24 protein-coding genes and 2 pseudogenes are annotated in these 26565 nt (G+C 73.9%); 15 read left to right on the forward strand and 11 right to left on the reverse strand.

Translation table 11 applies throughout. The annotated features are described in order from the left end of the window. Nucleotides 1-3: 3 nt before the first annotated feature. From dhaK to ACZ6SQ_RS24880, 3 genes are read left to right on the forward strand one after another with little or no spacing between them, the layout of a single operon-like run. Complete coding sequence (gene dhaK / locus ACZ6SQ_RS24870) at nt 4-996, forward strand: dihydroxyacetone kinase subunit DhaK (protein WP_469565716.1); 993 nt, start codon at nt 4-6, stop codon at nt 994-996. 48 nt (nt 997-1044) lie between these two features. Continuing rightward, entirely contained in the window at nt 1045-1644 is a 600-nt protein-coding gene (gene dhaL, locus ACZ6SQ_RS24875) for a dihydroxyacetone kinase subunit DhaL (protein WP_469565718.1), read from the forward strand. After that, complete coding sequence (locus tag ACZ6SQ_RS24880) at nt 1637-2047, forward strand: PTS-dependent dihydroxyacetone kinase phosphotransferase subunit DhaM (protein ID WP_469565720.1); 411 nt, start codon at nt 1637-1639, stop codon at nt 2045-2047. The genes dhaL and ACZ6SQ_RS24880 overlap by 8 nt, the downstream gene beginning before the upstream one ends. 97 nt (nt 2048-2144) lie before the next feature. On the opposite strand, the gene ACZ6SQ_RS24885 is transcribed toward ACZ6SQ_RS24880, so the two are convergent. After that, the gene (locus tag ACZ6SQ_RS24885; protein ID WP_469565722.1) at nt 2145-2861 is read right to left on the reverse strand and encodes a glycoside hydrolase family 75 protein; all 717 of its coding nucleotides are present in this window, start codon (nt 2859-2861) and stop codon (nt 2145-2147) included. A gap of 371 nt (nt 2862-3232) precedes the next feature. Between ACZ6SQ_RS24885 and ACZ6SQ_RS24890 the strand changes: the two genes are divergently transcribed. Beyond that, nucleotides 3233-4207 carry a fibronectin type III domain-containing protein gene (locus tag ACZ6SQ_RS24890; RefSeq protein WP_469565724.1) on the forward strand — a complete coding sequence of 325 codons (975 nt, stop codon included), beginning with the start codon at nt 3233-3235 and terminating at the stop codon, nt 4205-4207. Between the two features lie 237 nt (nt 4208-4444). After that, entirely contained in the window at nt 4445-4987 is a 543-nt protein-coding gene (locus tag ACZ6SQ_RS24895; RefSeq protein ID WP_469565726.1) for a hypothetical protein, read from the forward strand. Between the two features lie 22 nt (nt 4988-5009). Here the strand turns inward: ACZ6SQ_RS24895 and ACZ6SQ_RS24900 are convergent, their stop codons facing one another. The 5 genes from ACZ6SQ_RS24900 to ACZ6SQ_RS24920 form a co-directional block, all read right to left on the reverse strand. Continuing rightward, complete coding sequence (locus ACZ6SQ_RS24900; RefSeq protein WP_469565728.1) at nt 5010-5555, reverse strand: PadR family transcriptional regulator; 546 nt, start codon at nt 5553-5555, stop codon at nt 5010-5012. Nucleotides 5556-5577: 22 nt separating this feature from the next. Then, nucleotides 5578-7593, reverse strand: a complete 2016-nt coding sequence (locus ACZ6SQ_RS24905) for an NADPH-dependent 2,4-dienoyl-CoA reductase (RefSeq protein WP_469565730.1) — start codon at nt 7591-7593, stop codon at nt 5578-5580. Nucleotides 7594-7690: 97 nt separating this feature from the next. Beyond that, on the reverse strand, nt 7691-8059 hold the full coding sequence (locus ACZ6SQ_RS24910; RefSeq protein WP_389322554.1) for a hypothetical protein: 369 nt from the start codon (nt 8057-8059) through the stop codon (nt 7691-7693). 418 nt (nt 8060-8477) lie between these two features. Continuing rightward, nucleotides 8478-9350, reverse strand: coding sequence for a hypothetical protein (locus ACZ6SQ_RS24915; protein ID WP_469565733.1), 873 nt, complete (start codon nt 9348-9350; stop codon nt 8478-8480). A gap of 99 nt (nt 9351-9449) precedes the next feature. Continuing rightward, the gene (locus tag ACZ6SQ_RS24920) at nt 9450-10142 is read right to left on the reverse strand and encodes a hypothetical protein (RefSeq protein ID WP_469565736.1); all 693 of its coding nucleotides are present in this window, start codon (nt 10140-10142) and stop codon (nt 9450-9452) included. A 485-nt stretch (nt 10143-10627) separates the two neighbouring features. Here ACZ6SQ_RS24920 and ACZ6SQ_RS24925 point away from each other — a divergent pair, with 485 nt between their 5' ends. Continuing rightward, nucleotides 10628-12706, forward strand: coding sequence for a SpoIIE family protein phosphatase (locus ACZ6SQ_RS24925; protein WP_469565738.1), 2079 nt, complete (start codon nt 10628-10630; stop codon nt 12704-12706). Nucleotides 12707-12827: 121 nt separating this feature from the next. On the opposite strand, the gene ACZ6SQ_RS24930 is transcribed toward ACZ6SQ_RS24925, so the two are convergent. The 3 genes and pseudogenes from ACZ6SQ_RS24930 to ACZ6SQ_RS24940 all read right to left on the reverse strand — a co-directional run. Beyond that, on the reverse strand, nt 12828-13739 hold the full coding sequence (locus ACZ6SQ_RS24930) for a hypothetical protein (RefSeq protein WP_469565741.1): 912 nt from the start codon (nt 13737-13739) through the stop codon (nt 12828-12830). Nucleotides 13740-13934: 195 nt separating this feature from the next. Then, a complete protein-coding gene (locus ACZ6SQ_RS24935) occupies nt 13935-14747 on the reverse strand; it encodes a putative protein N(5)-glutamine methyltransferase (RefSeq protein WP_469565744.1) in 813 nt (270 codons plus the stop codon). 109 nt (nt 14748-14856) lie between these two features. Continuing rightward, nucleotides 14857-15419 (reverse strand): annotated as a pseudogene (locus ACZ6SQ_RS24940) (GNAT family N-acetyltransferase); the annotation flags it as partial. A 179-nt stretch (nt 15420-15598) separates the two neighbouring features. Between ACZ6SQ_RS24940 and ACZ6SQ_RS24945 the strand changes: the two are divergent. From ACZ6SQ_RS24945 to ACZ6SQ_RS24970, 6 genes are all read left to right on the forward strand, one after another. Further along, nucleotides 15599-16204, forward strand: a complete 606-nt coding sequence (locus ACZ6SQ_RS24945; protein WP_469565747.1) for a sulfite oxidase-like oxidoreductase — start codon at nt 15599-15601, stop codon at nt 16202-16204. 31 nt (nt 16205-16235) lie between these two features. Next, nucleotides 16236-16955, forward strand: a complete 720-nt coding sequence (locus tag ACZ6SQ_RS24950; RefSeq protein ID WP_469565813.1) for a ferredoxin reductase — start codon at nt 16236-16238, stop codon at nt 16953-16955. Between the two features lie 179 nt (nt 16956-17134). Continuing rightward, nucleotides 17135-17719, forward strand: coding sequence for an Rv1733c family protein (locus tag ACZ6SQ_RS24955; RefSeq protein ID WP_469565749.1), 585 nt, complete (start codon nt 17135-17137; stop codon nt 17717-17719). Between the two features lie 197 nt (nt 17720-17916). Next, entirely contained in the window at nt 17917-18885 is a 969-nt protein-coding gene (locus ACZ6SQ_RS24960) for an acetylxylan esterase (RefSeq protein WP_469565751.1), read from the forward strand. Between the two features lie 149 nt (nt 18886-19034). Continuing rightward, nucleotides 19035-20198 carry a serine hydrolase domain-containing protein gene (locus ACZ6SQ_RS24965; protein ID WP_469565752.1) on the forward strand — a complete coding sequence of 388 codons (1164 nt, stop codon included), beginning with the start codon at nt 19035-19037 and terminating at the stop codon, nt 20196-20198. A gap of 129 nt (nt 20199-20327) precedes the next feature. Further along, nucleotides 20328-21077 (forward strand): GntR family transcriptional regulator, encoded by a 750-nt coding sequence (locus ACZ6SQ_RS24970; protein WP_469565754.1) that lies wholly within the window; start codon nt 20328-20330, stop codon nt 21075-21077. On the opposite strand, the gene ACZ6SQ_RS24975 is transcribed toward ACZ6SQ_RS24970, so the two are convergent. Beyond that, nucleotides 21047-21886 carry a class I SAM-dependent methyltransferase gene (locus tag ACZ6SQ_RS24975; RefSeq protein ID WP_469565756.1) on the reverse strand — a complete coding sequence of 280 codons (840 nt, stop codon included), beginning with the start codon at nt 21884-21886 and terminating at the stop codon, nt 21047-21049. The genes ACZ6SQ_RS24970 and ACZ6SQ_RS24975 overlap by 31 nt on opposite strands. 22 nt (nt 21887-21908) lie before the next feature. Next, the gene (locus tag ACZ6SQ_RS24980; protein ID WP_469565758.1) at nt 21909-23141 is read right to left on the reverse strand and encodes a cytochrome P450 family protein; all 1233 of its coding nucleotides are present in this window, start codon (nt 23139-23141) and stop codon (nt 21909-21911) included. A 143-nt stretch (nt 23142-23284) separates the two neighbouring features. Here ACZ6SQ_RS24980 and ACZ6SQ_RS24985 point away from each other — a divergent pair, with 143 nt between their 5' ends. The 3 genes and pseudogenes from ACZ6SQ_RS24985 to ACZ6SQ_RS24995 all read left to right on the forward strand — a co-directional run. After that, entirely contained in the window at nt 23285-24112 is an 828-nt protein-coding gene (locus tag ACZ6SQ_RS24985) for a class I SAM-dependent methyltransferase (RefSeq protein WP_469565760.1), read from the forward strand. 274 nt (nt 24113-24386) lie between these two features. Next, complete coding sequence (gene rho / locus ACZ6SQ_RS24990; protein WP_469565762.1) at nt 24387-25526, forward strand: transcription termination factor Rho; 1140 nt, start codon at nt 24387-24389, stop codon at nt 25524-25526. 180 nt (nt 25527-25706) lie between these two features. After that, nucleotides 25707-26483, forward strand: a pseudogene (locus ACZ6SQ_RS24995) (D-alanyl-D-alanine carboxypeptidase family protein); the annotation flags it as partial. Nucleotides 26484-26565 lie beyond the last annotated feature (82 nt).

Below are 26565 nucleotides of genomic sequence, written 5' to 3' on the forward strand. Positions count from 1 at the left end.
CGCATGAAGATGCTGATCAACGTCCCGGAGACCGTCGTCGCGGACGCGCTGCGTGGAATGGCCGCGGCTCATCCCGAGCTGACCGTGGACGTGGAGAACCGGGTGATCGTACGGCGGGACGCCCCGGTGGCCGGGAAGGTCGCGCTGGTGTCCGGCGGCGGGTCGGGCCACGAGCCGCTGCACGGCGGGTTCGTGGGACCGGGCATGCTGTCGGCGGCCTGTCCGGGCGAGGTGTTCACCTCGCCGGTACCTGACCAGATGGTGCGCGCGGCGGCGGCCGTGGACAGCGGGGCCGGGGTGCTGTTCGTGGTGAAGAACTACACCGGCGACGTCCTCAACTTCGACATGGCGGCCGAACTCGCCGAGGACGAGGGCATCCAGATCGCCAAGGTCCTGGTCGACGACGACGTGGCGGTCGACGACAGCCTCTACACCGCCGGCCGGCGCGGCACGGGTGCCACGCTGTTCGTGGAGAAGATCGCGGGCGCCGCCGCCGAGGAGGGGCGGCCGCTGGAGCGCGTGGAGGCCATCGCCCGCCGGGTGAACGAGAGTTCGCGCAGCTTCGGCGTCGCGCTGAGCGCGTGCAGCACGCCCGCCAAGGGCAGCCCCACCTTCGATCTCCCGCCCGGTGAGCTGGAGTTGGGCGTGGGCATCCACGGCGAGCCCGGCCGGGAGCGGCGGCCGATGATGACCTCGGGCGAGATCGCCGACTTCGCGGTGCACGCGGTCCTGGAGGACCTGTACCCGCGCGATCCGGTGCTGGTCCTGGTCAACGGCATGGGCGCGACACCGCTGTTGGAGCTGTACGGCTTCAACGCCGAGGTTCAGCGGGTGCTCGGCGAGCGCGGTGTCGCCGTGGCCCGCACGCTGGTCGGGAACTACGTCACCTCCCTCGACATGGCGGGCGCCTCGGTGACGCTCTGCCGGATCGACGAGGAGCTGCTGCGGCTGTGGGACGCGCCGGTGCGCACGGCCGGGCTGCGCTGGGGCATGTGAGAGGGCTGTAGAGAGCCGCACGACGTACCTACCACGCAAGGAGATCCAGTGCTCGACGCCGATTTCTTCCGTCGCTGGATGACGGCGACGGCCGCGTCCGTCGACCGGGAGGCGGAACGGCTCACGGAACTCGACTCCCCCATCGGGGACGCCGACCACGGCAGCAATCTCCAGCGGGGCTTCCGGGCCGTGGCGGCCGCCCTGGAGAAGGACCCGCCCGGCACCCCGGGCGCGGTGCTCACCCTCGCCGGGCGGCAGCTGATCTCGACGGTCGGCGGCGCCTCCGGTCCGCTGTACGGGACGCTGCTACGGCGCACCGGCAAGGCGCTCGGGGACGCGCCGGAGGTCGGTGAGAAGGAGTTCGCCGACGCGCTGCGGGCGGGTGTCGAGGCGGTGATGGCGCTCGGCGGAGCCGCGCCCGGCGACAAGACCATGATCGACGCGCTGGTGCCCGCGGTGGACGCGCTGGGCGATTCCTTCGCCGCCGCGCGCACGGCCGCCGAGGAGGGCGCCGTGGCGACCGTTCCACTGCGGGCGCGCAAGGGCCGGGCCAGCTATCTGGGTGAACGCAGCATCGGCCATCAGGACCCGGGGGCGACCTCGTCCGCCCTGCTGATCGCCGCACTGGTGGAGGTCGCGGGTGAGTGACGAGAAGCTGGTCGGGATCGTGCTGGTGTCCCACAGCGCCCAGGTGGCCGCGTCCGTGGCCGAACTGGCGCTGGGGCTGTCCGGCGGCGGGACGGCCGTGCCGGTGGCCCCGGCGGGCGGCACCGGGGACGGCGGGCTCGGCACCAGCGCCGAGCTGATCGCCGCCGCGGCCGCCTCGGTGGACCGGGGAGCGGGGGTCGCCGTCCTCACGGACCTGGGCAGCGCGGTCCTCACGGTCAAGGCCCTGCTCGCCGAGGGCGACGAACTCCCGGACGGCACCCGGCTGGTCGACGCGCCCTTCCTGGAGGGCGCGGTCGCGGCGGTGGTCACGGCCGGGACGGGAGCGGACCTGGACGCGGTGGCCGCCGCGGCGGCGGAGGCGTACGACTACCGCAAGGTGTGAGGCGCGGGAGGCGGGGCGTGCGGGGCAGGGTGGCGCCGGACCGGGCCGCTCGGACGCCGGGCGGCCTCGGCGCGGCTCGGGCTTAGGGCCAAGGGCCCTAGTCCGGGTTCGTGGCGACGAACCGCTGGGCCAGCCGTTCGCCCAGTTCCTCGGCGGCCGCCCTGCTCTCGATGGGTGTCACCTTCGAGTCCCTGAAGACGATGTAGGTGACTCCCGAGGGCGTGCCTCCGCCGTGCGGGTCGGGGTTGATGCCGAGGGCCTCGGCGGTGGCGTAGGAGGCCTCACCGATCAGGTCGGCGGGGCCCTTGTCACCGACCACGGCGTACTGGACGCGGTCGCGGTAGACCACGGCCGCGACCGCTCCCCCGCCCGCGCCGGACTCGCGGTGGTCCCAGACGGCGCTCGGCACGGGGACGACGACGTACGGCAGCCGCTGGGCGTCGAGCGGCTCTCCGTCGGACTGCGCGTAGGCCGTGCCGGAGGAGAAGTAGGGGTCGGTGGCGCTGTTGCAGCGGAGGGTGGACTGCCCGTCGCAGTCGATGTCCATGTCGGCCTTCCAGAACACCACGTCCTCGGTGCCGCAGATCGGGACCGTGGCGGGTTTTCCGCTGTCGGTGCGGTAGCGGCCGCGTGAGACGGGCGCGCAGTCCTGGACCTTCGCCAGCAGGTCGGCGGCGCGCACACCCGCGTCGGCACGCGCCGCCGGGGGGCCGGGCAGGCCCATGGACGCGGCGGCGGTTCCCGCGGAGGACTGGGTCATCGGGGCGAGCAGGGCGGCGCACGCCGCGGCCAGCGTCAGCGACTGGACACGCACGATAAGAGACCCTCTCCTGGCCGGTCTGACGGACACTCGGCCCAATCTGGCGCCGTTCGCGCCGTACGGCCATTTCGAGGGGGCCGGAAGGGTGTGCGCCGTCGGGGCGTTGGGCGGGAGGGTGGAGAGGACCGGGGTCCGCACGCGTGTGTCCGGCCGCGGACCCCGGCCGTCGGCGCGGGGACCAGCGACGACAGCAGGCCGCGCCACAGGCCTCAACTCGCCTTCCTGTGAGGAGAGTTCGGCCGTGAGGTGGTTCAGCGTACGTAACCCGCACCCCTGTTCGTCCACACCCCCTCTTGATGTGATCGCGTCAGCGGGGCCATATTGGTCCGGACCATTGCCGCCGTGCCGCCCCAGGAGGCAGAGCCGTGCGACGCGTTACCGTTCCCGCCGCGCTGCTCTGCGGCGCCGCCCTGCTGCTGACGAGCGCGTGCGCGCGGGAGGCCGGGGGCGAGCGCCCGCCCGGGGTGCCGACCGGCGTCACCGCGGAGGCGGGCAGCGCGACCAGCGTCCATGTGATGTGGAACCAGGTGACCGGCGAACCCCCGGTCAGCGCCTACGAGGTCTACCGGGGCCGCGACAAGGTCGAGGAGGTCCCCGCCGACCGGCACATGGTGGACGTCGTCCGGCTGCGGCCCGGCACCTCCTACGTCTTCACCGTGCGCGCCCGCGACCGGGACGGACGGCTCGGCCCGCCCAGCCGCGCGGTGCGCGCCTCGACGCCGGCCGCCGTCGCCGCCGACACCTCGGCGCCGTCCCGGCCGGGCTCACTGGACGGCCGGGCCGTCGGCAGCCGCGCGGCCCAGCTGACATGGGCGGCGGCCAGGGACGACCGGAAGGTGGCCTCGTACGACGTCTACCAGGGCGATACGAAGATCCACAGCGTCGGCGGGACGCAGACGGCCACCGTGGTCACCGGGCTGCGGCCGGGCACCCGGTACTCCTTCACCGTCCGGGCCCGGGACGCGGCGGACAACCTCTCGCTCGCGAGCGAGGCGGCGCGGCTCACCACGGCGCCGGGCGACGACCGGGGTGCGGCCACCGCGCCTGCGGACTTCCGCGTCGCCGCCCACCACGCCGACGGGGCGTACTACATCGACCTGACCTGGGTACCGCCGCGTACGGACGGGCTCGTCACGGAGTACCAGGTCCATCTGGACGGCCGCGCGGCCACCTCACTGGTCTTCGGCGGCCGGCCCCCGCGGGACCGGGCGTCGTACAGCTTCTACGTCGGCGAGAAGGCGAACGAGCGGCACCGGGTGCGGCTGCGGGCGAAGCTGCCCGACGGGACATGGGGTGCGCTGTCGGCGGAGCGCACGGTGACGACCGGGGACGGCAACTGACGCCGCGGGAGCCCGGTCCGGGCGAGGCGAGCGGCACCCGTCGGGGCCCACGGCTCACGGCGGACCGCTGACGGGGGCTCATCCGTCGGCCGTACGAGGTAATCCGTCACCTGCCCGGGGGCGGCCGGGGTGCGGGGCGGCACGGGGGCGCGTTGGCTGCCCCTGAGGCAGCACGGGCGTTCCCTATCTCGGCGGCGCAAGGGATGTACCGCCGACCGTGCCCCCGGAGGACGATCCATGAGCACTTCGACGCTCCTTGTGCGCGGTCTGACCGCGGCAGCCGCCGCCGCGCTGCCGCTCGCCCTCGCCGCGGCGCCGGCCGAGGCCCGCGCGTCCGGCATCTCGGTGAGCACCAGCGGCTCCACGGTGTCGGTCACGACCAGTTCCTGCAGTCTGATCAACGGCAGCTGGGGCAACGCCTCGCTGCTGGTCGGCAGCCAGGCCAACTTCGCCCAGGGCCGCCAGGTGGCCCTGACCGGCACACCCACGCTCCAGACCGGCGCGTGGTCCGACGTCAGTCCCGGCACCTACACGGTCGTCGTGGTCTGCTCCAGCGGGATCACCGCGGGCACCCAGGCGGTGATCGTGTCGTCCGGTTCCACGCCCACCGCCTCCGCCACGGTCACCCCCTCGCCCTCGCGCGGTGTGATGGGCGGCATGGGCGGCGGCATCCAGGACTACGGCACCCTCACCCTGGTCGGCGGCGGCGTGCTGGTGGCGGCCGGTGTGGGCGGGGCGGCCTGGTTCCTGCGCCGGAAGTCGAAGCCGTACCGGCTGTGACCGCGTCGCCCGGCCGCGGTGTTCACTCGCCGTCCGGCAGGGCGGCGAGTTCCTCCACCGCCTGACTCAGCCAGCTGGTCCAGAAGGTCTCCAGCTCGATGCCCGCCCGCAGCACCAGATGCTGGATGCGGTCCCGGTCGCTGTCCCGGCCCGGCGGGAAGTCCCGCTTCTCGATCTCCTCGTACTCGGCCAACTGCCGCCGGTGGAGGTCGAGATGGCGGCGCAGGTCGGCCTCGATGCCCTCGGTGCCGACCACGGCCGCGGCCCGCAGCCTGAGCAGCAGCACATCACGCTGCGGCTTGGGCTCCTGGGCCGCGGCCGTCCAGCGGGCCAGTTCGGCGCGGCCCGCGGGCAGAACCTCGTAGCTCTTCTTCTGCCCACGGGCCGGCTGCTCGCTCGGCAGCGCCCGGATGTAGCCCTCGGCCTCCAGCTTTCCCAGCTCGCGATAGATCTGCTGGTGCGTCGCCGACCAGAAGTAGCCGATCGACCGGTCGAAGCGACGGGTCAGCTCCAGCCCCGAGGACGGCTTCTCCACCAGGGCGGTCAGAATCGCGTGCGGGAGTGACATGAGGTCATCCTAGGGACGCCCCTCACAGGGCGGCCGCGACCTCCGTGCCCTGCTTGATCGCGCGCTTGGCGTCCAGCTCGGCGGCCACGTCCGCGCCGCCTATCAGATGCGCGCTGCGGCCCGCCGCGACCAGCGCGTCGTACAGCTCGCGGTGCGGCTCCTGCCCGGTGCACAGCACGACGGTGTCGACCTCCAGGACCGTGCTCTCCTCGCCGACCGTGATGTGCAGTCCGGCGTCGTCGATACGGTCGTAGCGCACGCCCGGCACCATGGTCACGCCGCGGTGCTTGAGCTCGGCGCGGTGGATCCAGCCGGTGGTCTTGCCGAGGCCCGCGCCGACCTTGGTGGTCTTGCGCTGGAGCAGGTGCACCTGGCGCGGCGGTTCGGGGCGCTCGGGGGCGGCGAGGCCGCCGGGTGCCGCGTAGTCCATGTCGACGCCCCACTGACGGAAGTACGTCCCCGGGTCCTCGTGCGCCTTGTCGCCGCCGTCGGTGAGGAACTCGGCCACGTCGAAGCCGATGCCGCCCGCGCCGAGCACGGCCACGCGGTCGCCGACCGGGGCGCCGTCGCGCAGCACGTCCAGGTAGCCGACGACGCTCGGGTGGTCGACGCCGGGGATCTCGGGGGTGCGCGGGGTGACGCCGGTGGCGACGACGATCTCGTCGTAGGCGCTCAGGTCCTCCGCCGAGACACGGGTCTCGAGGCGGACGTCGACGCCGTGCGCGTCGAGCTGGTGGCGGAAGTAGCGCAGGGTCTCGTCGAACTCCTGCTTGCCCGGGACCTTGCGGGCCACGTTGAGCTGGCCGCCGATCTCGCTCGCGGCGTCGAACAGCGTGACGTCGTGGCCGCGTTCGGCGGCGGTCACCGCGGCGGCGAGGCCGGCCGGTCCGGCGCCCACGACGGCGACGCGCTTGCGCAGCCGGGTCGGGGACAGCACGAGTTCGGTCTCGTGGCAGGCACGCGGGTTGACCAGGCAGGAGGTGATCTTCAGGCTGAACGTGTGGTCCAGACAGGCCTGGTTGCAGCCGATGCAGGTGTTGATGGCCTCGGGGCGGCCCTCGGCGGCCTTGTTCACGAACGCGGCGTCGGCCAGCATCGGGCGGGCCATCGACACCATGTCCGCGGTGCCGTCGGCGAGCAACTGCTCCGCCAGCTCGGGGGTGTTGATGCGGTTGGTGGTGACCAGCGGGATGCTCACCTCGCCCATCAGGCGCTTGGTGACCCAGGTGTAGGCGCCGCGCGGCACGGAGGTGGCGATGGTGGGGATACGGGCCTCGTGCCAGCCGATGCCGGTGTTGATGATCGTCGCGCCGGCCGCCTCGATCGCCTTGGCGAGGGTGATCACCTCGTCGAGGCTGGAGCCGCCGGGGACCAGGTCGAGCATGGACAGCCGGTAGATCAGGATGAAGTCGTCGCCGACCGCCTCGCGCACCCGCCGCACGATCTCCACCGGGAAGCGCATGCGGTTCTCGTAGGAGCCGCCCCAGCGGTCGGTGCGGTGGTTGGTCTGCTGCGCGATGAACTCGTTGATGAGGTAGCCCTCGGAGCCCATGATCTCCACGCCGTCGTACCCGGCGTGCCGGGCGAGGCGGGCCGCTTCGGCGTAGTCGTCGATGGTCCGCTCGACCTCGGCGTCGGTCAGCTCGCGCGGCGGGAAGGGGCTGATCGGCGCCTGGATCGGGCTCGGGCCGACCAGCTCCTGGTGGTAGGCGTACCGGCCGAAGTGCAGGATCTGCATCGCGATGCGACCGCCCTCGCGGTGCACGGCGTCGGTGATCTCCCGGTGCTGCTCGGCCTCCGCCTCGGTGGTCATCTTGGCGCCGCCGGGGTAGGGCCGGCCCTCGTCGTTGGGCGCGATTCCGCCGGTCACGATGAGGCCGACACCGCCACGGGCGCGCTCGGCGTAGAAGGCCGCCATGCGCTCGAAGCCGCGCTCGGCCTCCTCCAGGCCTACGTGCATCGAGCCCATCAGGACGCGGTTGGGCAGCGTGGTGAAGCCCAGGTCGAGCGGGCTCAGCAGGTGGGGGTAACGGCTCATCGGGCCCTCCGTGCGCGGTGTGGTTCCTCTGTTGTAGAGGACCGCGCACGGATTATGCAACTAGTTGCAGAACGAGGTGAGGGGCTTGTGGCCGACGTCACCGGCTTTCGAGCAGGACGTGCAGCTCCCTCTCCTGGTCGCCCGAGGTGGTGGCGAGGTCACGCACGCTGAACAGGGGGTCCAGGGTGGTGCGCAGGCGGTTGATCGCCCAGTAGCCGCCCTGGGCGTCGACCTCGACGCTCGCGGTGAGTCGGGCGGGCGGGGGGCACTGGTGGGCCTCGGTGACCTCGAAGGTGCCGAGCCACACCATGGGGCGGGTCTCGTGCAGCTGCTGGGGGACGTCGTCGCTGGCGCGGTCCGACTCGAAGCAGGCGCAGAGTGCGTCGAAGACGATCCTGGCGTCCTCCTTGCTGCAGCCGCTGATCTCGACGGAGACGGATTCCTCGTGCGGTCGGTCCTTGTCCATCGTGATCGCTCCTTTCGTTGGGCCCGGCCCCGCGCGGGTTTCCGTGGAAAGGGGCCACATGCCTAGAAAACCACCGATTTCTTGGGCGGGCACCAGGGGTTTTGAGCGGGGGGTTCGAGCGGGGTGGGTGGGGGCGGGCTTGGCGTGTGGGCGGGTGCGGGTGCGTTGGGGTTGGTCGCGCAGTTCCCCGCGCCCCTTTCTCGGCGGTGGTCGGGGGGTGCCGCGAGAGGGGCTCGGGGGCTTGATTTGCGGGTGCGGGTGCGTTGGGGCTGGGCGGGCAGTTCCCCGCGCCCCTTTCTCGGCGGCGGTCGGGGGGTGCCGCGAGAGGGGCTCGGGGGCTTGATTTGCGGGTGCGGGTGCGTTGGGGCTGGGCGCGCAGTTCCCCGCGCCCCTTAGGGGGCGCGGGGAGCCTCGGGGGTCAGGTGCGGGTGAAGCGGTAGGTCTTGCTGTCGGTGAGGACGCAGAAGCCCGGGGAGATGACGATGACGCGGAGGGTGGCGGTGCGGCGGTCGTAGTCGATGCCCTCGGTCTCGAAGGAGCCGGAGCAGCCGCTGCGCAGGGGCAGCTGGCGCAGGGCGGTGACGCGGCCGGACACGTCGGAGGTGCCGGGCGTGGCGGCGAGGTCGATCTGGAGGAGCGGCTTGGTCATGCCGAAGAGCGAGCCCTCCGGGTCGTCGGAGGAGCAGAGCAGGGTGGTGGGGCCGGAGAAGTCGCAGCCCTGGACGTCCCGTACGGCACGGTCCAGACGGACCGTCGAGACCTGCGGGAGGTTGGCGGAGGGCGAGGTGCCGGGGTTGACGCCCGGCGTCGGGAACACCAGCAGCCGGGTCATGGTGCCCCACTCCCCCGCCAGCATCCACTGGCCGTCGGGCGAGATCGCCACCCAGGAGTTGTTCAGCGCCTCGCCCGGGCTCAGCGCGTGGACGTACTCCGACCAGGCACCGCCCGGCGCCTGCACCCGGAACATCTTCGCCGCGCCGGAGTCGCGCTGGTAGGGCTCGATGTAGTAGCCGCCGTACGACGCGTCCGGGTCGCCGACGTGGTTCCAGCCCCGGCTGGAGAGGCCGACGGGGATGGTCCCGATGCCGGTGTACCGGTTGGGGCTCCCCGCGGGCACCTCCACCGACGTCAGGCCCTGGCTCTCGTCCAGCGGCCGGGCCCGGTCGGAGCCGACCTCCACCCAGTTGTCGGCGGCCGAGGCGGGCGGCGCGGCGGACAGTACGGCGGCACTGGCGAGAGCGACGAGTCCGGTCAGGACGGCATGACAACGTTGCCGGGCACGCAGGCGCATCGAGTCGGCTCCTCGGGTCGGGGGGTGGGTTCCGCTCGGCGCACAGTCTGGCGTGACGAAGTAGTCATGTACAGACCAACACTGGAACGCGGTGCCGGCCTAGAGACCCCCGGCCCGCAGGGCGAGTTCGGCCGCCGGGCGGCAGGGGCGGCCGTGCTGGGCGCAGCGCTGCTCGAAGCCGGGCGGGAGCCAGCCGCGGGACAGCAGGCGTGGGTGGGCCGGGAAGGCGGTGACCGCGCCGAGGGCGAAGGCCAGTGACGCCCAGGGCGTGTGCAGTCGGACCGCCGCCTGGCGGCCGTCCATGCCGAAGAAGGTCGCCTGGAGGACATCGGCGGCCACCAGCTCGATGGCGCTCAACGCCCGCCATTCGAGGTCGAGTTGCGCGGGGTGCGCGAAGTGGAGCCGGTGCGGGGTGAGCGTGACCTCACCCGGTCCGTCGGGAATCCAGCGCGGCTGGGCGTCCCGCTCCGCCTGACGGCGACGGGCCGCGTTGCCGATCGCCGAACCCACCATGCTCCCGATCACGAAGGAGGGCCTGCCGAACGCCATGACATTGCTGTGGGTGTACTGACCGTTCCCGAGCGCCCGCCAGGTCAGCCGCTGCCCCGGCCCGACCACGAGGGCGCGTTCCCCGTGCAGCAGCCTCGCCGTCGTGGCGACCAACGGCCTGCGGTCCACCCGCCCTTCGAGCACATCGGCGAGGATGTCGCACGAGCGCCAGAGGCACTCGTCGAACGGCGTCCATAACGGCCCGCCCGGGTCGGCGGGCGGCGGTACGGAAGGGTTGACCACTGGTCGCTCCAGCTCCCCCGTGTGGGATCGACAGTTGCGTGGTTCCGGTCGGGTGCACTCGGATTCTCCCGCCGATCGGCCCTCCGGAGGACTCTCATGCCACAACTCGTCGCATCAGGGGTGACCGGCAGCAGGCATCCGATGACGCACGGTGCCCAAGCGTCACTCTCCGCGCATGGAGTGTGTGGCCGACCGCGGCCGGGTGATGCGGTTCCCGCAGCTCAACGCCCCCGCGAGCGCGCTCCTCACCCGTACGGGCGCCGCCTCACCCGTCCCCGCCGCCACGCTTCCGCCGGCACCGTCCCGTAGGTCCCGATACGCCCCGGACACCCCCGACCCGTCCGTTCACCGGGACGAGACCACCCGCCCTGAGGGATGGTGGAGACGGACGGTGTGGCGTATGAGAGATGGTTGAGCGTAGTACGGCATGGGGAGTCGGCACGGGGGACGGCGTGCCGGGAGGACGGGTGAAGGCGGTGCGTTCGATGGGTGCAGCCGGGCCTCCTGTGACGGCGGGCGGTGAGCCGGTGCGCGGTCCCTCGCGGCCCAGTGGGCTGCTGGACGTCATCGGCGTGGCCTCGATCGTGCTGGACGACGAGGGCCGGATCGTGCTGTGGAGCCCGCAGGCCGAGGAGCTGTTCGGGTACTCCGCCGAGGAGGCGCTCGGCCGGTACGCGGCGCAGATCATGGTGCACGAGCAGCACATGGAGCTCGTCATCAAGCTGTTCGCCGACGTGCTGGCCACCGGCGAGGGCTGGGCGGGCGCCTTCCCGGTACGGCACAAGGACGGCTCCACCCGGCTGGTCGAGTTCCGCAACATGCGTCTGCTCGACGACCGGGGCGACGCCTACGCCCTCGGCCTCGCCGTCGACCAGACGACCGTGCGCCGGCTGGAGCGGGACGTCGCCCTGTCCGACCGTATGGTCGAGCAGTCCCCGATCGGTCTGGCGGTGCTGGACACGACCCTGCGGTACGTCTCCGTCAACCCGGCGCTCGAACGCATCGACGGTGTCCCCGCGGACGAGCATCTGGGCCGCACCACCGGCGAGGTGCTGCCCCACCTGGACGTGAGCGAGCTCCAGGACGCAGCGCGCCAGGTGCTGGCCACCGGACGGCCCGTGGTGGACCGCTCGGTGGTCGGACGCATCCCCGCCGACCCGGACGCGGACCACGCCCTGTCGGTGTCCCTGTACCGGCTCGAGGACTCCCTGGGCACGGTCCTGGGCGTCGCCGTGTCGGTCGTGGACGTCACCGAGCAGTACCGGGCGGGCGTCGAGGCCGAGACCGCCCGGCGCCGGCTGGCCCTCATCGCGGACGCCTCCGCCCGGATCGGCACCACCCTGGATCTGGACCGCACCGCCGGTGAACTCGCGGACGTGGCCGTGCCCGAGCTGGCCGACGTCGCCGCCGTGGACCTGCTGGAGGCGGTCTTCACCGGGCGCCGCACCAGCCTCGGTCCGGCCCAGGCCGCCGTGATCCGGGCCCTGGCGGTGCGCGCCGACCGCTCGCCGCTGGCCCTGGAGGCGGCCGACCCGGCCGGGCAGATCACCCGCTACGGCGCCGACCGGCTGATCACCGAGTGTGTGCGCACGGGCCGCCCGATGCTGCTGCCGCACGTCACGGAGGCCGACCTGCCGCGGATCGCACGCTCCGGCGAGACGGCCGGGCTGCTGGGCCGGGCGGGCGTCCACTCCTACCTCGCGGTGCCGCTGATCGCCCGCGGCGAGGTGCTGGGCGCGCTGGACCTCAAGCGCACCCGCAACCCGCTGCCGTTCACCGACGACGACGTGCTGCTCGCGCGGGAGCTGGCGGCCCGCGCGGCCGTGCAGATCGACAACGCGCGCTGGTACCAGAACGCCCGCGACACCGCTCTCACCCTCCAGCGCAGCCTGCTGCCCAGCCACCCGTCCGTGACCGGCGGACTGGAGGTGGCCTCGCGCTACCAGCCCGCGGGGGCCACCACCGAGGTCGGCGGCGACTGGTTCGACGTCATCCCGCTGGACGGCGGCAAGACCGCGCTGGTCGTGGGCGACGTGATGGGCAGCGGCATCTCGGCGGCGGCGACCATGGGGCGGCTGCGCACCGCCACCACCACCCTCGCCTCGCTCGACCTGGACCCGGCGCTGCTCCTGGAGCACCTCGACCGGATCACCGCCGACCTGGACCAGGCCATCGCCACCTGCCTGTACGCCGTCCACGACCCGGCGCGCGGAGAGTGCAGGATCGCCAACGCGGGCCATCTGCCGCCCGCCCTGATCCGGGTCGGCGACGACCCCCAGCTGCTCGACCTGCCGACCGGGGCTCCGCTGGGTGTGGGCGGGGTGGCGTTCGCGACGACGGCGTTCGACTTCCACCCCGGCGACCAGCTGGTCCTGTACACGGACGGGCTGGTGGAGACCCGCCGCCACTCACTGGACGAGCGCCTCGACACCCTGCTCGACCTGCTGCGCGGCCCCACCCGGCCGCTGGACGAGATCTGCGACCTGCTGGTGCACACCCTGCACCACCCGGACAACCACGACGACGTGGCCCTGCTCATCGCCCGCGTGCGGGACGAGGACTGAGCGGGGCAGCGCGGCCGTCGGCTCGCCCGCGTGCGCGACGAGGACTGAGCGGGGCCGCCGGCTCGCCCGCGTCACGGGAACGAGCCGGACCGGCCCCGCTCTCGGCGGTGTCAGGCCCCGCTCAGCCTTCGTCCGGCATACCGCCCGCGTGGTCGCCGTACGGCACCGGGCGGCCCGTGAAGGCGTCCAGCAGCACGCGGTCGCCGACCGGCTCGGCGAGCTTCACCGTCACCTCGGTGAACCGGAGGTCGGCGGTGCAGTTCCCGTCGCTCGGGTCGCGGATCCATCCCGAGAGCACGACCGAGCCGTCCGTCTCCAGCACGTCCGCGGCGGGGCCCTTGTCGCAGGAGCCGTGACCGGCCAGGACGGTGACGGAACGGCCGTCCCGTGACGTCCGTACGAACTGCTGGAGCGGCCACTGCTCGTTGCTGGGCGAGTCCGCGGCGGGCCCGATCGGGGGCTCGGGCTGTCCGGACGGGTCGAGGGCGACGCGCTTCAGCGGCGTGTCGTAGCCGTCGAGGGTGAACAGCCAGGCCGGGACCGTCGCCGGGCCGCGGCTGGTGACCAGTTTCATCGTGCCGAGCCGCGCCCCGGTGACCACCAGCTCGGGGCCGTCCCCGCTGTTGCGGTCCAGCTTCGCCAGCGTCTCGCGCGCGTCCATCATCGGCAGGGTCAGCGAGCGCCCGTCGGCCCAGGCGACCTCGCCCTTGTCGCGGTCGGAGGCGGGCAGTTCGCCGCGCAGGCCGAAGTTCCGCGTGAGGTACGCCTCCTTGTCGGCGCCGTTGCGGAAGGCGTTCTCGGGTGTCTCGACCACGTCCGCCATCGGGTAGAAGCCGCGCCGGTAGACGTCCGCCGCCGTGGAGCCGTCCCAGGCCTCGGCCACCCGCCGGGCACGTTCCTGGGTCCCGCCGGGCCGTTCGCCGTCGCCGACGCGGGTGGTGCCGTGAGGCCGGGTCTGCTCGCCGCAGCCGGTGGCGGCGGCCGCCGCCAGGGCGGCGACTGCACAGAGAAGTCGGACGGTGCGGTTAGGCATGGGTTCCCCCCTGGGACCGTGAAGTGGTGCTCCTTCGACGCGGGGACACCGCGCGACGTTCACGGGAACGGGCGAAATCCGCCGGGCGGCCATCGGACGTGGCCCGCCGGGGCGACGTGGCCGGGGACGCCCGCCCCGACGCGCGACTACTACGCCGTCAGACGCACGACTCCTACGCCTTCACAGGAGGCGGGCTCACCGGGCCCGGGTGCCGATGACCACCTGGGCGTAGAGCTCCTCGTCCTCGGCGACCCGGGTGGCGAGCCCCGCGGCGGTGAAGGCTGCCGTCGCCGCGAGGGCCTGGCGCTCACTGGTCTCGATCAGCAGGAGGCCGCCGGGCGCCAGCCAGCCGGGCGCCCCGGCGGCGACCCGGCGCAGCACGTCCAGCCCGTCGGCGCCGCCGTCGAGGGCGACGAGGGGCTCGTGGTCACGGGCCTCGGCGGGCAGCAGGCCGACCTCGCCGGTCGGGACGTAGGGGACGTTGGCGGCCAGGATGTCGATCCGGCCGCGCAGTTCACCGGGCAGCGCGTCGAAGAGGTCGCCCTGGTGGACGCGGCCGCCCGCGGCGGCGGTGTTGCGGGCGGCGCAGCGCACGGCGGCGGGGTCGATGTCGGCGGCGTGCAGCTCGACCGGGCCGAGCGCGGCGGCAAGGGCGGCGCCGACCGCGCCCGAGCCGCAGCACAGGTCCACCACGACCCGGGCGCCGGGCCGTTCGGCGAGGGCCTGGCGGACCAGGAACTCGGTGCGGCGGCGCGGCACGAACACACCGGGTTCCACCACGATCCGGCGGCCCGCGAACTCGGCCCAGCCCAGGACGAGTTCGAGCGGCAGCCCGGACGCGCGCCGGTCGGCCATCGCGGCGGCCTCCGCCGGGGTGCGGGCGGTGGCGAGGATCAGCTCGGCCTCGTCCTCGGCGAAGACGCACCCCGCGGCCCGCAGGGCGGCGACGAGGGCGGACCGGGACGCGGGGCCGGAGCCGGAAGTGGTGGTGGAATCCGTGGAAGTCATCGAGCCGCCAGCCTACCCAGTGATCACCTGGCCACTGCCTCCCGGCAGCGTCCCGCGATCCTCGATCCGGCGATCCGCGCCCCCGGCCCACCCCAACCCGCCGCCCTACGCGCTCCCGGATGCCGTGGGCGACGGCGAGGGTCAGACGGCCGGCGAGGCCCTCGCCACGGGCGGCCGGGTCCGTGCACACGATGCTGATCTCGGTCCAGCCCGGCGGACGGAGCCGTTCACCGGCCATGGCGACCAGTACCCCGCCCCGGGCGGATGCCCAGACAGGTGCCCATGTCGATGGTGCGGGGCAGGAAGAGGCCCCGGCCGGGTGCGCTCGACCAGGGCGAGCATCTCCGGGACGTCGGCGGGCCCCGGCACCACGGCCTCAGGGTCGGGCGCGGCGGCCAGACCGTCGTCCACCAGCTGCACCCCGTCCATCTCGAAGGTGATCTCCCACCCTGCCGGGACCCGCCCCAGGAACGCCGGCGGAGGCACCTCGGCGCCGGGCCCGGCGAGCGCCGCCAGGTCGGCCCGGTCCTGGGCGTCAGGGGCGTCGGGCAGGGCCGGCCAGGGCGAGACGTCGAGCGGGTAGCGCAGCACCCGGCCGCGCCGCTCGGCGAAGCGGGCGTGGGGGCCCGAGAGGGAGGCGAGGGCCGGGTTGTCCAGGACGTGTGCGCTCATGCCAGGTCCGATCCCGTGCCGCCGGAGCCGTATTCCCGCAGCTCGGCCGTGTTCGTACGGCATTGACGATCGCGCAGGCCGGGGACGCGTCCCGGTGCGCGTACGGTTGAATGTGTAAGCAACACGAATGCGTCTTCTCGTAGGCACCCCCTTCCGCTCGTAGGCAGGCACCCTCTTCCATGAACGTCACCCGAGGCTTCTCCGGGCGGCCGCGCGTCGACCGTCCCGGACTGCCGCCCGGCCAGTACGACGCGGGCGACGACTGGCCCGTCCTGTCCGCCGAGGTCACCCCCGACCTCACGCCCGAGAACTGGACCTTCCAGGTCGACGGCCTGGTCGAGCGGCCGCGGACCTGGGACTGGGAAGCGGCGCACGCGCTGCCCGGGTCGGTGTACGAGGGCGACATCCACTGCGTGACGAGCTGGTCGAAGTTCGGTGTGCGCTTCGGCGGGGTGTCCCTCGACACGTTCCTGGACGCGGCGGGCCCGCTGCCCTCCGCCACCCACGCCGTGGCCTGGTCGCACACCGGCTACACCACCAATCTGCCGCTCGCCGACCTGACCGGCGGCAGGGCGTGGATCGCCTGGGAGTTCGACGGCGAGCCGCTCGCCCCGGAGCACGGCGGCCCGGCCCGGCTGCTGGTGCCGCACCTGTACTTCTGGAAGAGCGCCAAGTGGATCGCGGGGGTGCGGCTGCTCGACCACGACGAGCCCGGCTTCTGGGAGCAGAACGGCTACCACCAGCGCGGCAACCCGTGGGAAGAGCAGAGGTTCACCGGTGACTGACACGACCTTCGCGCCCCCGGCACGGTTCGCGATCCCCGGCCGGATCTCCGTGCCCACACACGTGGCCACGGCCTGGCAGAGCGCGACGATCACCGAGATCCGCCGGGAGACCCCGCGGGCCTCCACCTTCCGCTTCGCGGTGCCGTCCTGGGCGGGCCATGTGCCCGGCCAGCACCTCCAGCTGCGGCTGACCGCGCCGGACGGCTACACCGCCCAGCGCCACTACTCCCTCGCCTCCGCGCCCGACGGCTCCGGGCACATCGAACTGACCCTGGACCATGTGGCGGACGGCGAGGTCTCGGGCTGGTTCCACACCGAGGCCCGCGTCGGTGACAGCGTCGAGGTACGCGGCCCGCACAGCGGCTTCTTCGCCTGGCCGGGCGACCGGGCCGCGCTGCTGATCGGCGCCGGTTCCGGAGTCGTGCCGCTGATGTCGATGGTCCGCCACCACCGCGCGCGGGGCCTCACCGTGCCGCTGCGCCTGGTGGTGTCCGCGCGCAGCCCCGAGGAGCTGATCTACGCGGCCGAGTACGGCCCCGAGACGACTCCGGTGTTCACCCGCGGCGCGCCCGAGGGTGTGCCCGTGGGGCGGCTGACCGGTGCGCATCTGGCCGGGCTGCTGGCCCAACCGCCCGCCGGGGGCTGGGAGGCGTACATCTGCGGCTCGGACTCCTTCGCCGAGCACGCCTCGCGGCTGCTGGTCGCGGCGGGCCAGCCGGTGGACCGCATCCGCATCGAGCGCTTCGGCTGACCTCGCGGCCGGCCCGGCCGCACGGGACGGCCGCACCGGACCTTCCACGGAACACCGGCGTCCGACCACTCGGCTTCCGGCCGTCCTCCGCCCGTCTCCCGGTACTTCGGTGAACGATGAGCGTTGTCCGGGTACTTGAAGGGCGAGGGCACTCCACGCGCCGTGGCGAGGAGGTCGGTGTGCGAACCGGGTTGCGCGAGTGGGCGTTGCGGCCGAACCGGCTGCGCCGCCGTTCGGACGTGGTCGAGGCGTGGACGGTGATGACCGCCGCCGTGCTGCTGGTCCTGGTCGCGCCGCTGGCGGGTCTGGCGGCGGGCGCGCTGGCGTACGGCGAGGCCGCCTCGGCGGCACAGGCGCTGCGAGCGGAGCGGCGTGAGGTCCGGGCCGAGGTGCTCGGAGACATGCCGCCGCCACTGCCCGCGCTGCAGGGCGGGCGTCCGGTCACCCAGCACGCCACCGTGCGCTGGCGCGGGCCGGAGGGCACGGCGGGCACCACGCGCGCGGCGGTTCCGGCGGACGCCCGGCGCGGTGACCTGGTCGAGCTGTGGCTGGACCCGCGCGACCGTGCCGTCGCGCCGCCTCCGGACGCCTCCTCGGTGTGGCAGCACACCTTCGCGATGGGCATCTGCGGCGCGGGCGGCACGGCGGGCCTGGTGCTCGCCGCCCTCACCCTGATCCGCCGCGTCGCCGCCCGGCGCCGGCTGGCCGAGTGGGAGCGGGACTGGGCGCGCGTCGAACCGCGGTGGACGGGCCGCCGGGGCTGAGGCACGGGCGGACTCCGGGTACGGGAGGCACGGGCGGACCCTGGGTTCGGGAGCGCGGGGCGAAGTCAGGGGGTCCGGAGCCGACAGGCCTGCGAGGGGCGAGGCCAGAGGCCCGGAGACGGCGGGGCCTGGTTCCTGTGCACGCTCCCACGTACGGTGTGGTCGATCACCCGCGTCCCTACCGAAGGCGGTCCTGCATGGCCCTGTTCGACCTCCCCCTGGACGAGCTCCGCGAGTACCGCAGCGAGTCCGCCGCCCCGGAGGACTTCGACTCCTTCTGGGCCAAGACCCTCCAGGAGGCGCGCGAGTTCGATCTGGACGCGCGGTTCGAACCGGTCGACACGGGACTGTCCACGGTGCGGGTGTACGACGTGACGTTCGCCGGGTTCGGCGGCCACCCGGTGAAGGGCTGGCTTCGGCTGCCGGCGGACGCGGCCGAACCGCTGCCGCTGATCGTGGAGTTTGTCGGGTACGGCGGCGGACGGGGCCTGCCCCACGAGCACCTGCTCTGGGCCTCCAGCGGCCGTGCGCACTTCACCATGGACACGCGCGGCCAGGGCAGCGTCTGGGGCGGAGGCGGCGGCACCGCCGACCCGGTGGGCGGGGCGCCCGCGTACCCGGGCTTCATGACGCGGGGCGTCGACGCCCCCGAGAACTACTACTACCGCCGGGTGTTCACCGACGCCGTGCGCGCGGTGGAGGCGGCCCGTTCGCATCCGCTGGCGGACGCCTCGCGGACCGTGGCGGTCGGCGCGAGCCAGGGCGGCGGCATCACGCTCGCCGTCGGCGGCCTGGTGCCCGGCCTGGTGGCGGTGGCGCCGGACGTGCCGTTCCTGTGCGACTTCCCGCGCGCCACGACCCTGACGGACCGTCACCCGTACCGTGAGATCGGCCTGTACCTCAGGACGCACCGCGGCCGTACCGAGGACGCGCTGCGGACGCTGTCGTACTTCGACGGCGTCCACTTCGCCGCCCGCGGCAGCGCGCCCGCCCTGTTCTCCGCGGCCCTGGAGGACCAGACCTGCCCGCCGTCGACGGTGTTCGCCGCGTTCAACGCCTGGGGCGGCGCCGACAAGTCGATCGAGGTGTACGACTTCAACGACCACGAGGGCGGCGGCCCGTACCACGAGGCGGCCAAGCTGCGCTGGGTCCGGACGTACGCCTGACGGCCGTACACCCGAGGGACGTTGCCCGTCAGGTACGCCGCGCGCCCGGAGCGCCTGCCCCCTTCTTCCGTCCAGTCCGACCAGTCGGTACGGTCATCGGGCCCGGCCTCGTGAGGCGGCCGGGGTCCCGACGGACGACGGAGGGGTTCATGCCCGAGCAGGCGCCCGAGGTGCACGGCCGGTGCGACGCGCGGTTCGCCGCGGTGCGCACGGCGTTCGAGGAGAACTTCCGCGACCGCGGTGAGCTGGGGGCGGCGGTCGCCGTCACCGTCGACGGAGTGACGGTCGTGGACCTGTGGGGCGGGTGGGCCGACGCGGCCCGTACCCGCCCCTGGGAACGGGACACCCTGGTCAACGTCTGGTCGACCACCAAGGGCCCGGTCGCGCTGTGCGCGCACATCCTCGCGGACCGGGGACTGCTCGACCTGGACGCGCCGGTGGCGTCGTACTGGCCGGAGTTCGGGGCTGCGGGCAAGGAGAAGGTGCTCGTACGGCATCTGCTGTCGCACCGGGCCGGGCTGTCCGGCCTGCCCCGGCCGCACTCCGTGGCCGACCTGTACGAGTGGGAGACCACCGTCGACCGGCTCGCCGCGGCGGAGCCCTGGTGGGAGCCGGGCACCCGCTCGGGCTATCACGCGCTGACGTACGGCCATCTGGTCGGCGAGGTCGTCCGGCGGGTGTCGGGGCTGCGGCCCGGGGCGTTCCTCGCCCGCGAGGTCACCGGGCCGCTCGGGATCGACTTCACGATCGGGCTGCCCGAGACGGAGTCCGGGCGGGCGGCCGAACTGGTGCCCACGCGCGACACCACGGGACAACGCGCGGCCGCCTTCGGCCAGTTGCCGCCCGCGGGAGTTGCCGCGCTGGCCAACCCGCTGGTCGGGGCCGCCGAGGCGAACAGCCCCGCCTGGCGGGCCGCGGAGATCCCGGCCGCCAACGGCCACGGCACCGCGCGCGCGGTCGCCGCCCTGTACGGCATCCTCGCGGGCGGAGGCACGTACGACGGCCACCGGGTGCTGTCCGGCCCGGCGGCCGAGCGGGTCCGGGAGGGCCAAGGGGCGTGCCGGGACCTGGTGCTGGGGGCGGGTTTCGGGCACGAGACCGAGATCGCGCTGGGTCTGTGGCTGAGCGGCCCGCACGGCTCGTTCGGGCCGAACCCGCGGGCTTTCGGCCACGACGGGGCGGGCGGCTCGTGCGGGCTGGCGGACCCGGAGGCCGGGGCGTCACTGGGCTATGTGATGAACCGCATGGGCACCCGCCTCGCCGACGATCCACGCAAGTCCGCCCTGGTGGAAGCCCTTTACCGCGCACTGTGAGGCCCGTGCGGGGCATACGGTTTCGGACGAACCATCAGATCGCCCTTCCCAACTGGTTTAGACCAATGCTAGATGTGGTGGCACAATGAGCCCGCACGGCTACGGCACGTCACCAACAGGAGGCGCGGCATGGCCCGCACCACTCCGCAGGAACCACTTCCCTCAGCAGGAGTCGAAGGAGACCATCCCCTCTACCGGCGCATCGCCTCGGAACTGCTCGGCGAGCTGCGCGACGGCACCATCCCGCCGGGCGAACGCCTGCCCGGCGAACGCCAGTTGGCCGAGCACTTCGGTGTCAGCCGGGAGACCGTACGACAGGCGCTGGAAGTGCTGCGCCGCGACGGACTGGTCTCCACCGACCGGCGCGGCAGCCACGCCGTCCTGCCCGTCTCGGCGGTCGAGCCGCCGTCCGCACTGGCCTTCCCGGTCGGCTCCGGCAGCCCCGGGGAACTCGACCGGGCCACCATCACCTGGGAGACCCCGCCGCCGGGTCACGCCGAGGCCCTGGGGCTCGCCCCGCGGCGCCCGACGCTGGTCCACCGCTACGAGTCGGCGGCCGCCGACGGCAACGGGCGCCGCACGGCGGTGTCGTCCTTCTCGGCGGTGGCGCTCGCCGAGGTCGAGGAACTGGCCCGCTACCGCTATCGCGCGGACGGCACCGCCTCGGCCCAACTGCGCCGCGCCTACGACTGGATGCGCCGGGCCGGGCTGACCCTGCACCATCGCGACAGCATCACGCCTCTCCCGGACACGCCTTCGGTCCGGGTGACGCGGCTGGTGCACGACCAGTTCTCCCGGCCGCTGGAGATCACCGACCTGGTGGTGGACGCCCGGCAGGACGCCCTGGTCTACGAGTTCACCGTTCCCGCGGCCGGCTGAGCCCCGGCCGCTGGACGCCGGGCGAACACCGCCCGGACCCGGGGGCTGCCGTCACGGCGCCGCCCGAACTCGTCGAGCGCCCGCAACTCGACCAGGAATCCGGCCCGTTCCAGCTCCCGGGTCACATCGGCGAGCCGGAAGGTGCGGTAGTACATCACGAACGGGGGCCGCCACAGGGCGTTGCGCACCCGCATCACCACGTCGAAGCCGAGCAGCATCCAGTACGCGGCCGAGAGCGGGCGGGGCGGGGCGACCAGCGGGAAGGCGAAGCACCCGCCCGGCCGCAGCGCGGCGTGCACGCCGGCGAAGAGGCCGGGCAGCTCGCGGGGCAGGAAGTGCCCGAACGCCCCGAAGCTGACCACCAGGTCGAAGGCGTCCCGGCCGAAGGGCAGGGCCCGCGCGTCGGCGCGGACCCAGGCGAGCCGGGGCGCGGCCGCGCGGGCGGCAGGAGGTGTCGGCGCCCCGGGTACCGGGGCGTCCCGGCGCCCGTCGGCGGGGCGCGGCCGCGCTCCCCCGACGCGCCGCCGGGCCACGTCGAGCATCCCGGCGCTGAAGTCCACCCCGGTGACACTGCGCCGGCACACCCCGGCCAGCGCGCCCACGCCGGCACCCGTGCCGCAGCACAGGTCGAGCCCGTCCTCGTACGGCCGGTCGCGGCGCAGTTCGGCGGCGACCGCCCGCAGCACCGAGTCGGGTGTGCGGAACGGGGTGTGGTCGAACTTCGGCGCGAGGAGGTCGTAGCCGCGCTCGACGGACGACAGGGCCTGTACGGCCAGTTCGCGCAGGGTGGGGCCTTCGGGACTGAACATCCCCGTCAGGGTAGACCCGCCACTACGCGTGCAGCCGCACCGGCAGCGTCCGCACACTGTTGCCGACGAAACTGGCGTGCCGGACGAGGCCGCCCTCCGGGACCGCGAGATCGAGGTCGGGGAAGCGGGTGAACAGCCGCTCGAGCGCGATGCCCGCCTCCAGCCGGGCCAGCGGCGCGCCGAGGCAGTAGTGGGCGCCGTGGCCGAGGGAGAGGTGGCGTACGGCGTCCGCGCGGCGTGGCCGGGTGACGTCGAACCGGCCGGCGTCCGGGCCGTACGCGGCGGTGTCCCGCCCCGCGGCCGAGTAGCCGGCCAGCACGGGGGTGCCGGCCGGGACGACGGTGCCGTCGACGGTGAGGTCGCGCACCGGGTAGCGGAACGGGAAGTAGCTGACCGGCGCGTCCCAGCGCAGGGTCTCGTCCACCACGTCGCCCCAGCCGGCCTCGCCCTTGCGGACCAGGTCGAGCTGTTCGCGGTGGCCGCACAGGGCGCGTACGGCGTTGGTGATCAGGTTCAGGGTGGTCTCGTGCCCGGCGATGATCATCAGCACCAGGGTGCCGATCAGCTCCTCGTGGGACAGCCGGTCGCCGTCCTCGTCGCGGGCGGCGATCAGGGCGCTGGTCAGGTCGTCGCCGGGCGACTCGGCCTTGGCGGCGGCGATCGCGCCGAGGACGGCGACCAGTTCCCGGTTGGCGGCCACGGCCTGGGCGGGCCCGATGTCGGTGGCCACGACCTGGCTGGACAGCTGGTGCAGCCGGTCCCGGAACTCCGGTGCCACGCCGAGCAGTTCGCCGATCACGCCCATCGGCAGGGGCAGCGCGAAGTGCCGGCGCAGATCGGCGACTCCCCCGTCGGCGGCCGCGCGGGCCAGGCCGTCGAGCAGGGTTTCGGTCAACTCCTCGACCCTGGGGCGCAGTTCGGTCACGCGCCGGGTGGTGAACGCGCGGCTCACCAGGGAGCGCAGCCGCCGGTGGTCGTCGCCGTCGGCGGTGGTCATGCCCCGTACGGTGGCGAAGGTCGCCAGCGGCCAGCCCTCGGGTATGCGGCCCTCACGCAGGGCGGTGAAGTGCCGGGCGTCCTTGGCGACATCGGGGTGGGCCAGGAACTCCTTCAGGGCCTCGTGCCCGAGCACGGCCATGCCCTCGATCCCGCCGGGCAGCAGCACCCGCGCGACGGCGCCCTCGGTGAGCAGCCGCGCGTTGTCCGCGTGCGGGCAGCCGCCGGCCGGGTCCAGGCGATGGAGCGAGGTGGTCACCGGTGAACTCCTAGGTGGTGAGGGGGCTTTGCGCCGGGCGGCGTTCGATTCTGCCCGTTCGGCAGACGCGGGGAAACACCCGTCGGGGTGTCCTGTGGCTCGATCCGCACCCATCTGTCCACCGGCTGGGCCAGGATGCTCCCATGACCCCCGACGAGCACGCCGAGCTGATGCGGGCCAACCAGGCCAACTGGGACGCCCGTACGCCGGTCCACGTCGCGAGCCGCTTCTACGGCATCGACCAGGACCTGGACCCGGCCCGCTGGTTCGCGCCGTTCGAGTGGGAGGACCTCGGCGGGCTGGCCGACCGGGACGTGCTGCATCTCCAGTGCCATCTCGGCACCGAGACGGTCGCGTTCGCCCGGCGCGGGGCGCGGACCGTCGGGCTGGACTTCTCGCCCGCCTCGGTGGAGGCCGCGCGGCGGATCGCGGCCCGCGCGGGCGTCGAGATCACCTATGTGCGGGCCAATGTGTACGACGCCGTGCGGGCCGTCGGCGAGAAGCGCTTCGACGTCGTCTACACCGGCAAGGGAGCCCTGTGCTACCTGCCCGACCTGGACGCCTGGGCGGACGTCGTGGCCCGGCTGCTGCGACCGGGCGCGGTGCTGTACGTCGTGGAGTTCCATCCCCTGCTCAACGCCCTGGGCCCGACGCCCGGGCCGGGTGAGGGTCCCGAGCTGCTGCTGCGCCACGACTACCTGGCCGGGGCCGGGCCCGTGCACCGCGACGCGCGCCGCACCTACACCGACGGCCCGGACGTCGAGGGGGCCACCGACAGCTACGAGTGGATGCACGGAATAGGAGAGGTCGTCACGGCGTTGACCGGGGCGGGACTGACCGTGCGCACCCTCCGCGAGACCGACGAACTGCCCTGGCAGCGCTGGCCGCACATGGAGCAGGCCCCGTCCGGCTGGTGGCGGCTCCCGGAGCCCCGCGTCCCGCTGATGTACGCCCTGTCGGCGACGCTCTGATCCCTCGTGCCGCACCGTCTGTGCTACGGTGCGGTGAGCACTTGTGTACGCCCCGTCCGGGGCGCCGGTGCGTGTTCCGTTTCTCCTCCGCCGTGGGCCCGTCCGTCGGATCTCTCCCGGACCAGCCACTCCGGCTTCCTCGCACCACCTCGTGAGCAGGGCTTTCCGCCGTACCCGAGGTGATGTCGTCCGCCGCGCCCGCAGGACCTTTCCCGCGCGGCATCTCCCTTCCCCGTGCCCCGCCCCCGTGCCGTCCTCGAAAGGACCGCCTCTCATGACCACCACACTCGAACACCCCCCTGTGCAGCAGCCCCCGGTACGGCCGGCCACCGGTGTCCTGGACATCGGCGCCGACGGGAAGGGGTACCTGCGCGGCCCGGACTGCCTGCCGACGCCCGCCGACCCGCAGGTCTCCGCCGCCCTGATCCGTCGTCACGCCCTGCGCAAGGGCGACATCGTCGAGGGACGGCTCGGCGACCGGCGCGCCCTGGCCGAGGTCGGCCTGGTGAACGGCCGTACGCCCGAGGAGCTGCGCGGCCGGCCGCGTTTCGGCGACCTCACCCCGCTGCACCCGAGCGAGCGGTTGCGCCTCGAACACCCCGCCTCCGGCCTGGCGGGCCGGGTCGTCGATCTCCTCGCCCCGGTCGGCAAGGGTCAGCGCGGGCTGATCGTGGCCCCGCCCAAGACCGGCAAGACCGTGCTGCTCCAGCAGCTCGCGGCCGCCGTCGCGGGCAACCACCCCGAGTGCCGGCTGATGGTCGTGCTGCTCGACGAACGCCCCGAGGAAGTCACCGACATGCGGCGCTCGGTGCGCGGCGAGGTGTACGCCTCGACGTTCGACCGCGCTCCCCGGCAGCACATCGCGCTGGCCGAACTGGTCGTGGAGCGCGCCAAGCGGCTCGTGGAGGCGGGCGAGGACGTGGTGATCCTGCTCGACTCGCTGACCCGGCTGTGCCGCGCCCACAACAACGCCGCCGCCTCCGGCGGCCGCACCCTCAGCGGCGGCGTCGACGCGGCCGCGCTGCTCGGTCCCAAGCGGTTCTTCGGCGCGGCCCGGACGGCGGAGGAGGGCGGCTCCCTGACGATCCTCGCCACGGCCCTGGTGGAGACCGGTTCCCGCGCCGACGACTACTTCTTCGAGGAGCTCAAGAGCACCGGCAACATGGAGCTGCGTCTCGACCGTGAGCCCGCCTCCCGCCGGGTCTTCCCCGCCGTCGACATCCAGCGGTCCGGCACCCGCCGGGAGGAACTGCTGCTGGCCCCGGCCGAGTCGGCCGCCGTCCGCGCCCTGCGCCGGGCCGTCACCACCCGCGACGGGCACACACACCTGGAGACCCTGCTCGGGCGCATGCGGGAGACGCCGGACAACGCGACGTTCCTGCGCCGGATCCAGCCGACCCTGCCCGCGGGCTGACGGCCCCTTCTACCTCGCGCGGCCCCGGTTCGCACGCGGGCCTAGGACAACCGGGTGCTCGCGCGGCCCTCTCGGCGAGGGCAGCGCGGCGGAAGCGCGCGGCGTTCCTAGGTTGACCGTATGACGATCGGATTCTCTTCCCGCGGCTCCCGGATGGCCGTATCCACCTGTGCGTTCGGGATGACCGGCCTGCTCGCGCTCGCCCCGGTCGCGGCCGCCGCCCCGGCCGGTACGGACCCGGGCGGTCCGCGGGCCGCGGCGCCGTCGACCGCGCTGCTGTACGGTCCGGGGACTCAGGTGCGGCCCCGAGGCGGGGCGCCGAAGGTGCCGGACGTGTCCGCCCTGTCGTGGGTGGTGGCCGACGCCGACAGCGGTGCCGTGCTGGCCGCGCACGACGCCCACCGCAAGCTGCCGCCGGCCAGCACGCTGAAGACACTGTTCGCGCTCACCGTGCTGCCGCTCCTGCCCGCGGGGCTGCGGCACCAGGTGCGGGACGAGGAGCTCACCGGGATCGGCGCGGGCAGCAGCATGGTCGGGGTGGCCGAGAACCAGACGTACCGGGTGTCCGACCTGTGGCGTGGCGTGTTCCTCAGCTCCGGCAACGACGCGGTGCGCGTCCTGGCCTCGCTCGGCGGCGGCTGGCGTACGACCGCCCAGCGGATGCAGGCCAAGGCCCGCGCGCTGGGCGCCCGGGACACGCACGTGCGCTCGCCCGACGGGTACGACACGCCCGGCCAGGTGTCGTCGGCGTACGACCTCGCCGTGTTCGGGCGGGCGGGGCTGCGCAACGCCGACTTCGCCCGGTACTGCGCCACGGTCGACGCGGAGTTCCCCGGGCGGAACGGTTCGTCGTACGGCATCCAGAACACCAACCGGCTGCTGAGCGGCTCCGACGGCGTGAAGCGCTACCCGGGGCTGATCGGCGTGAAGAACGGCTACACCACGAACGCCGGCCACACACTGGTCGCCGCGGCACGCCGGGGCGGGCGCACGCTGGTCGTCACGGTGATGAACCCGCAGGGCGGCGGCCCCTTCACGG

This window comes from Streptomyces sp. NPDC048600, from assembly GCF_055587025.1.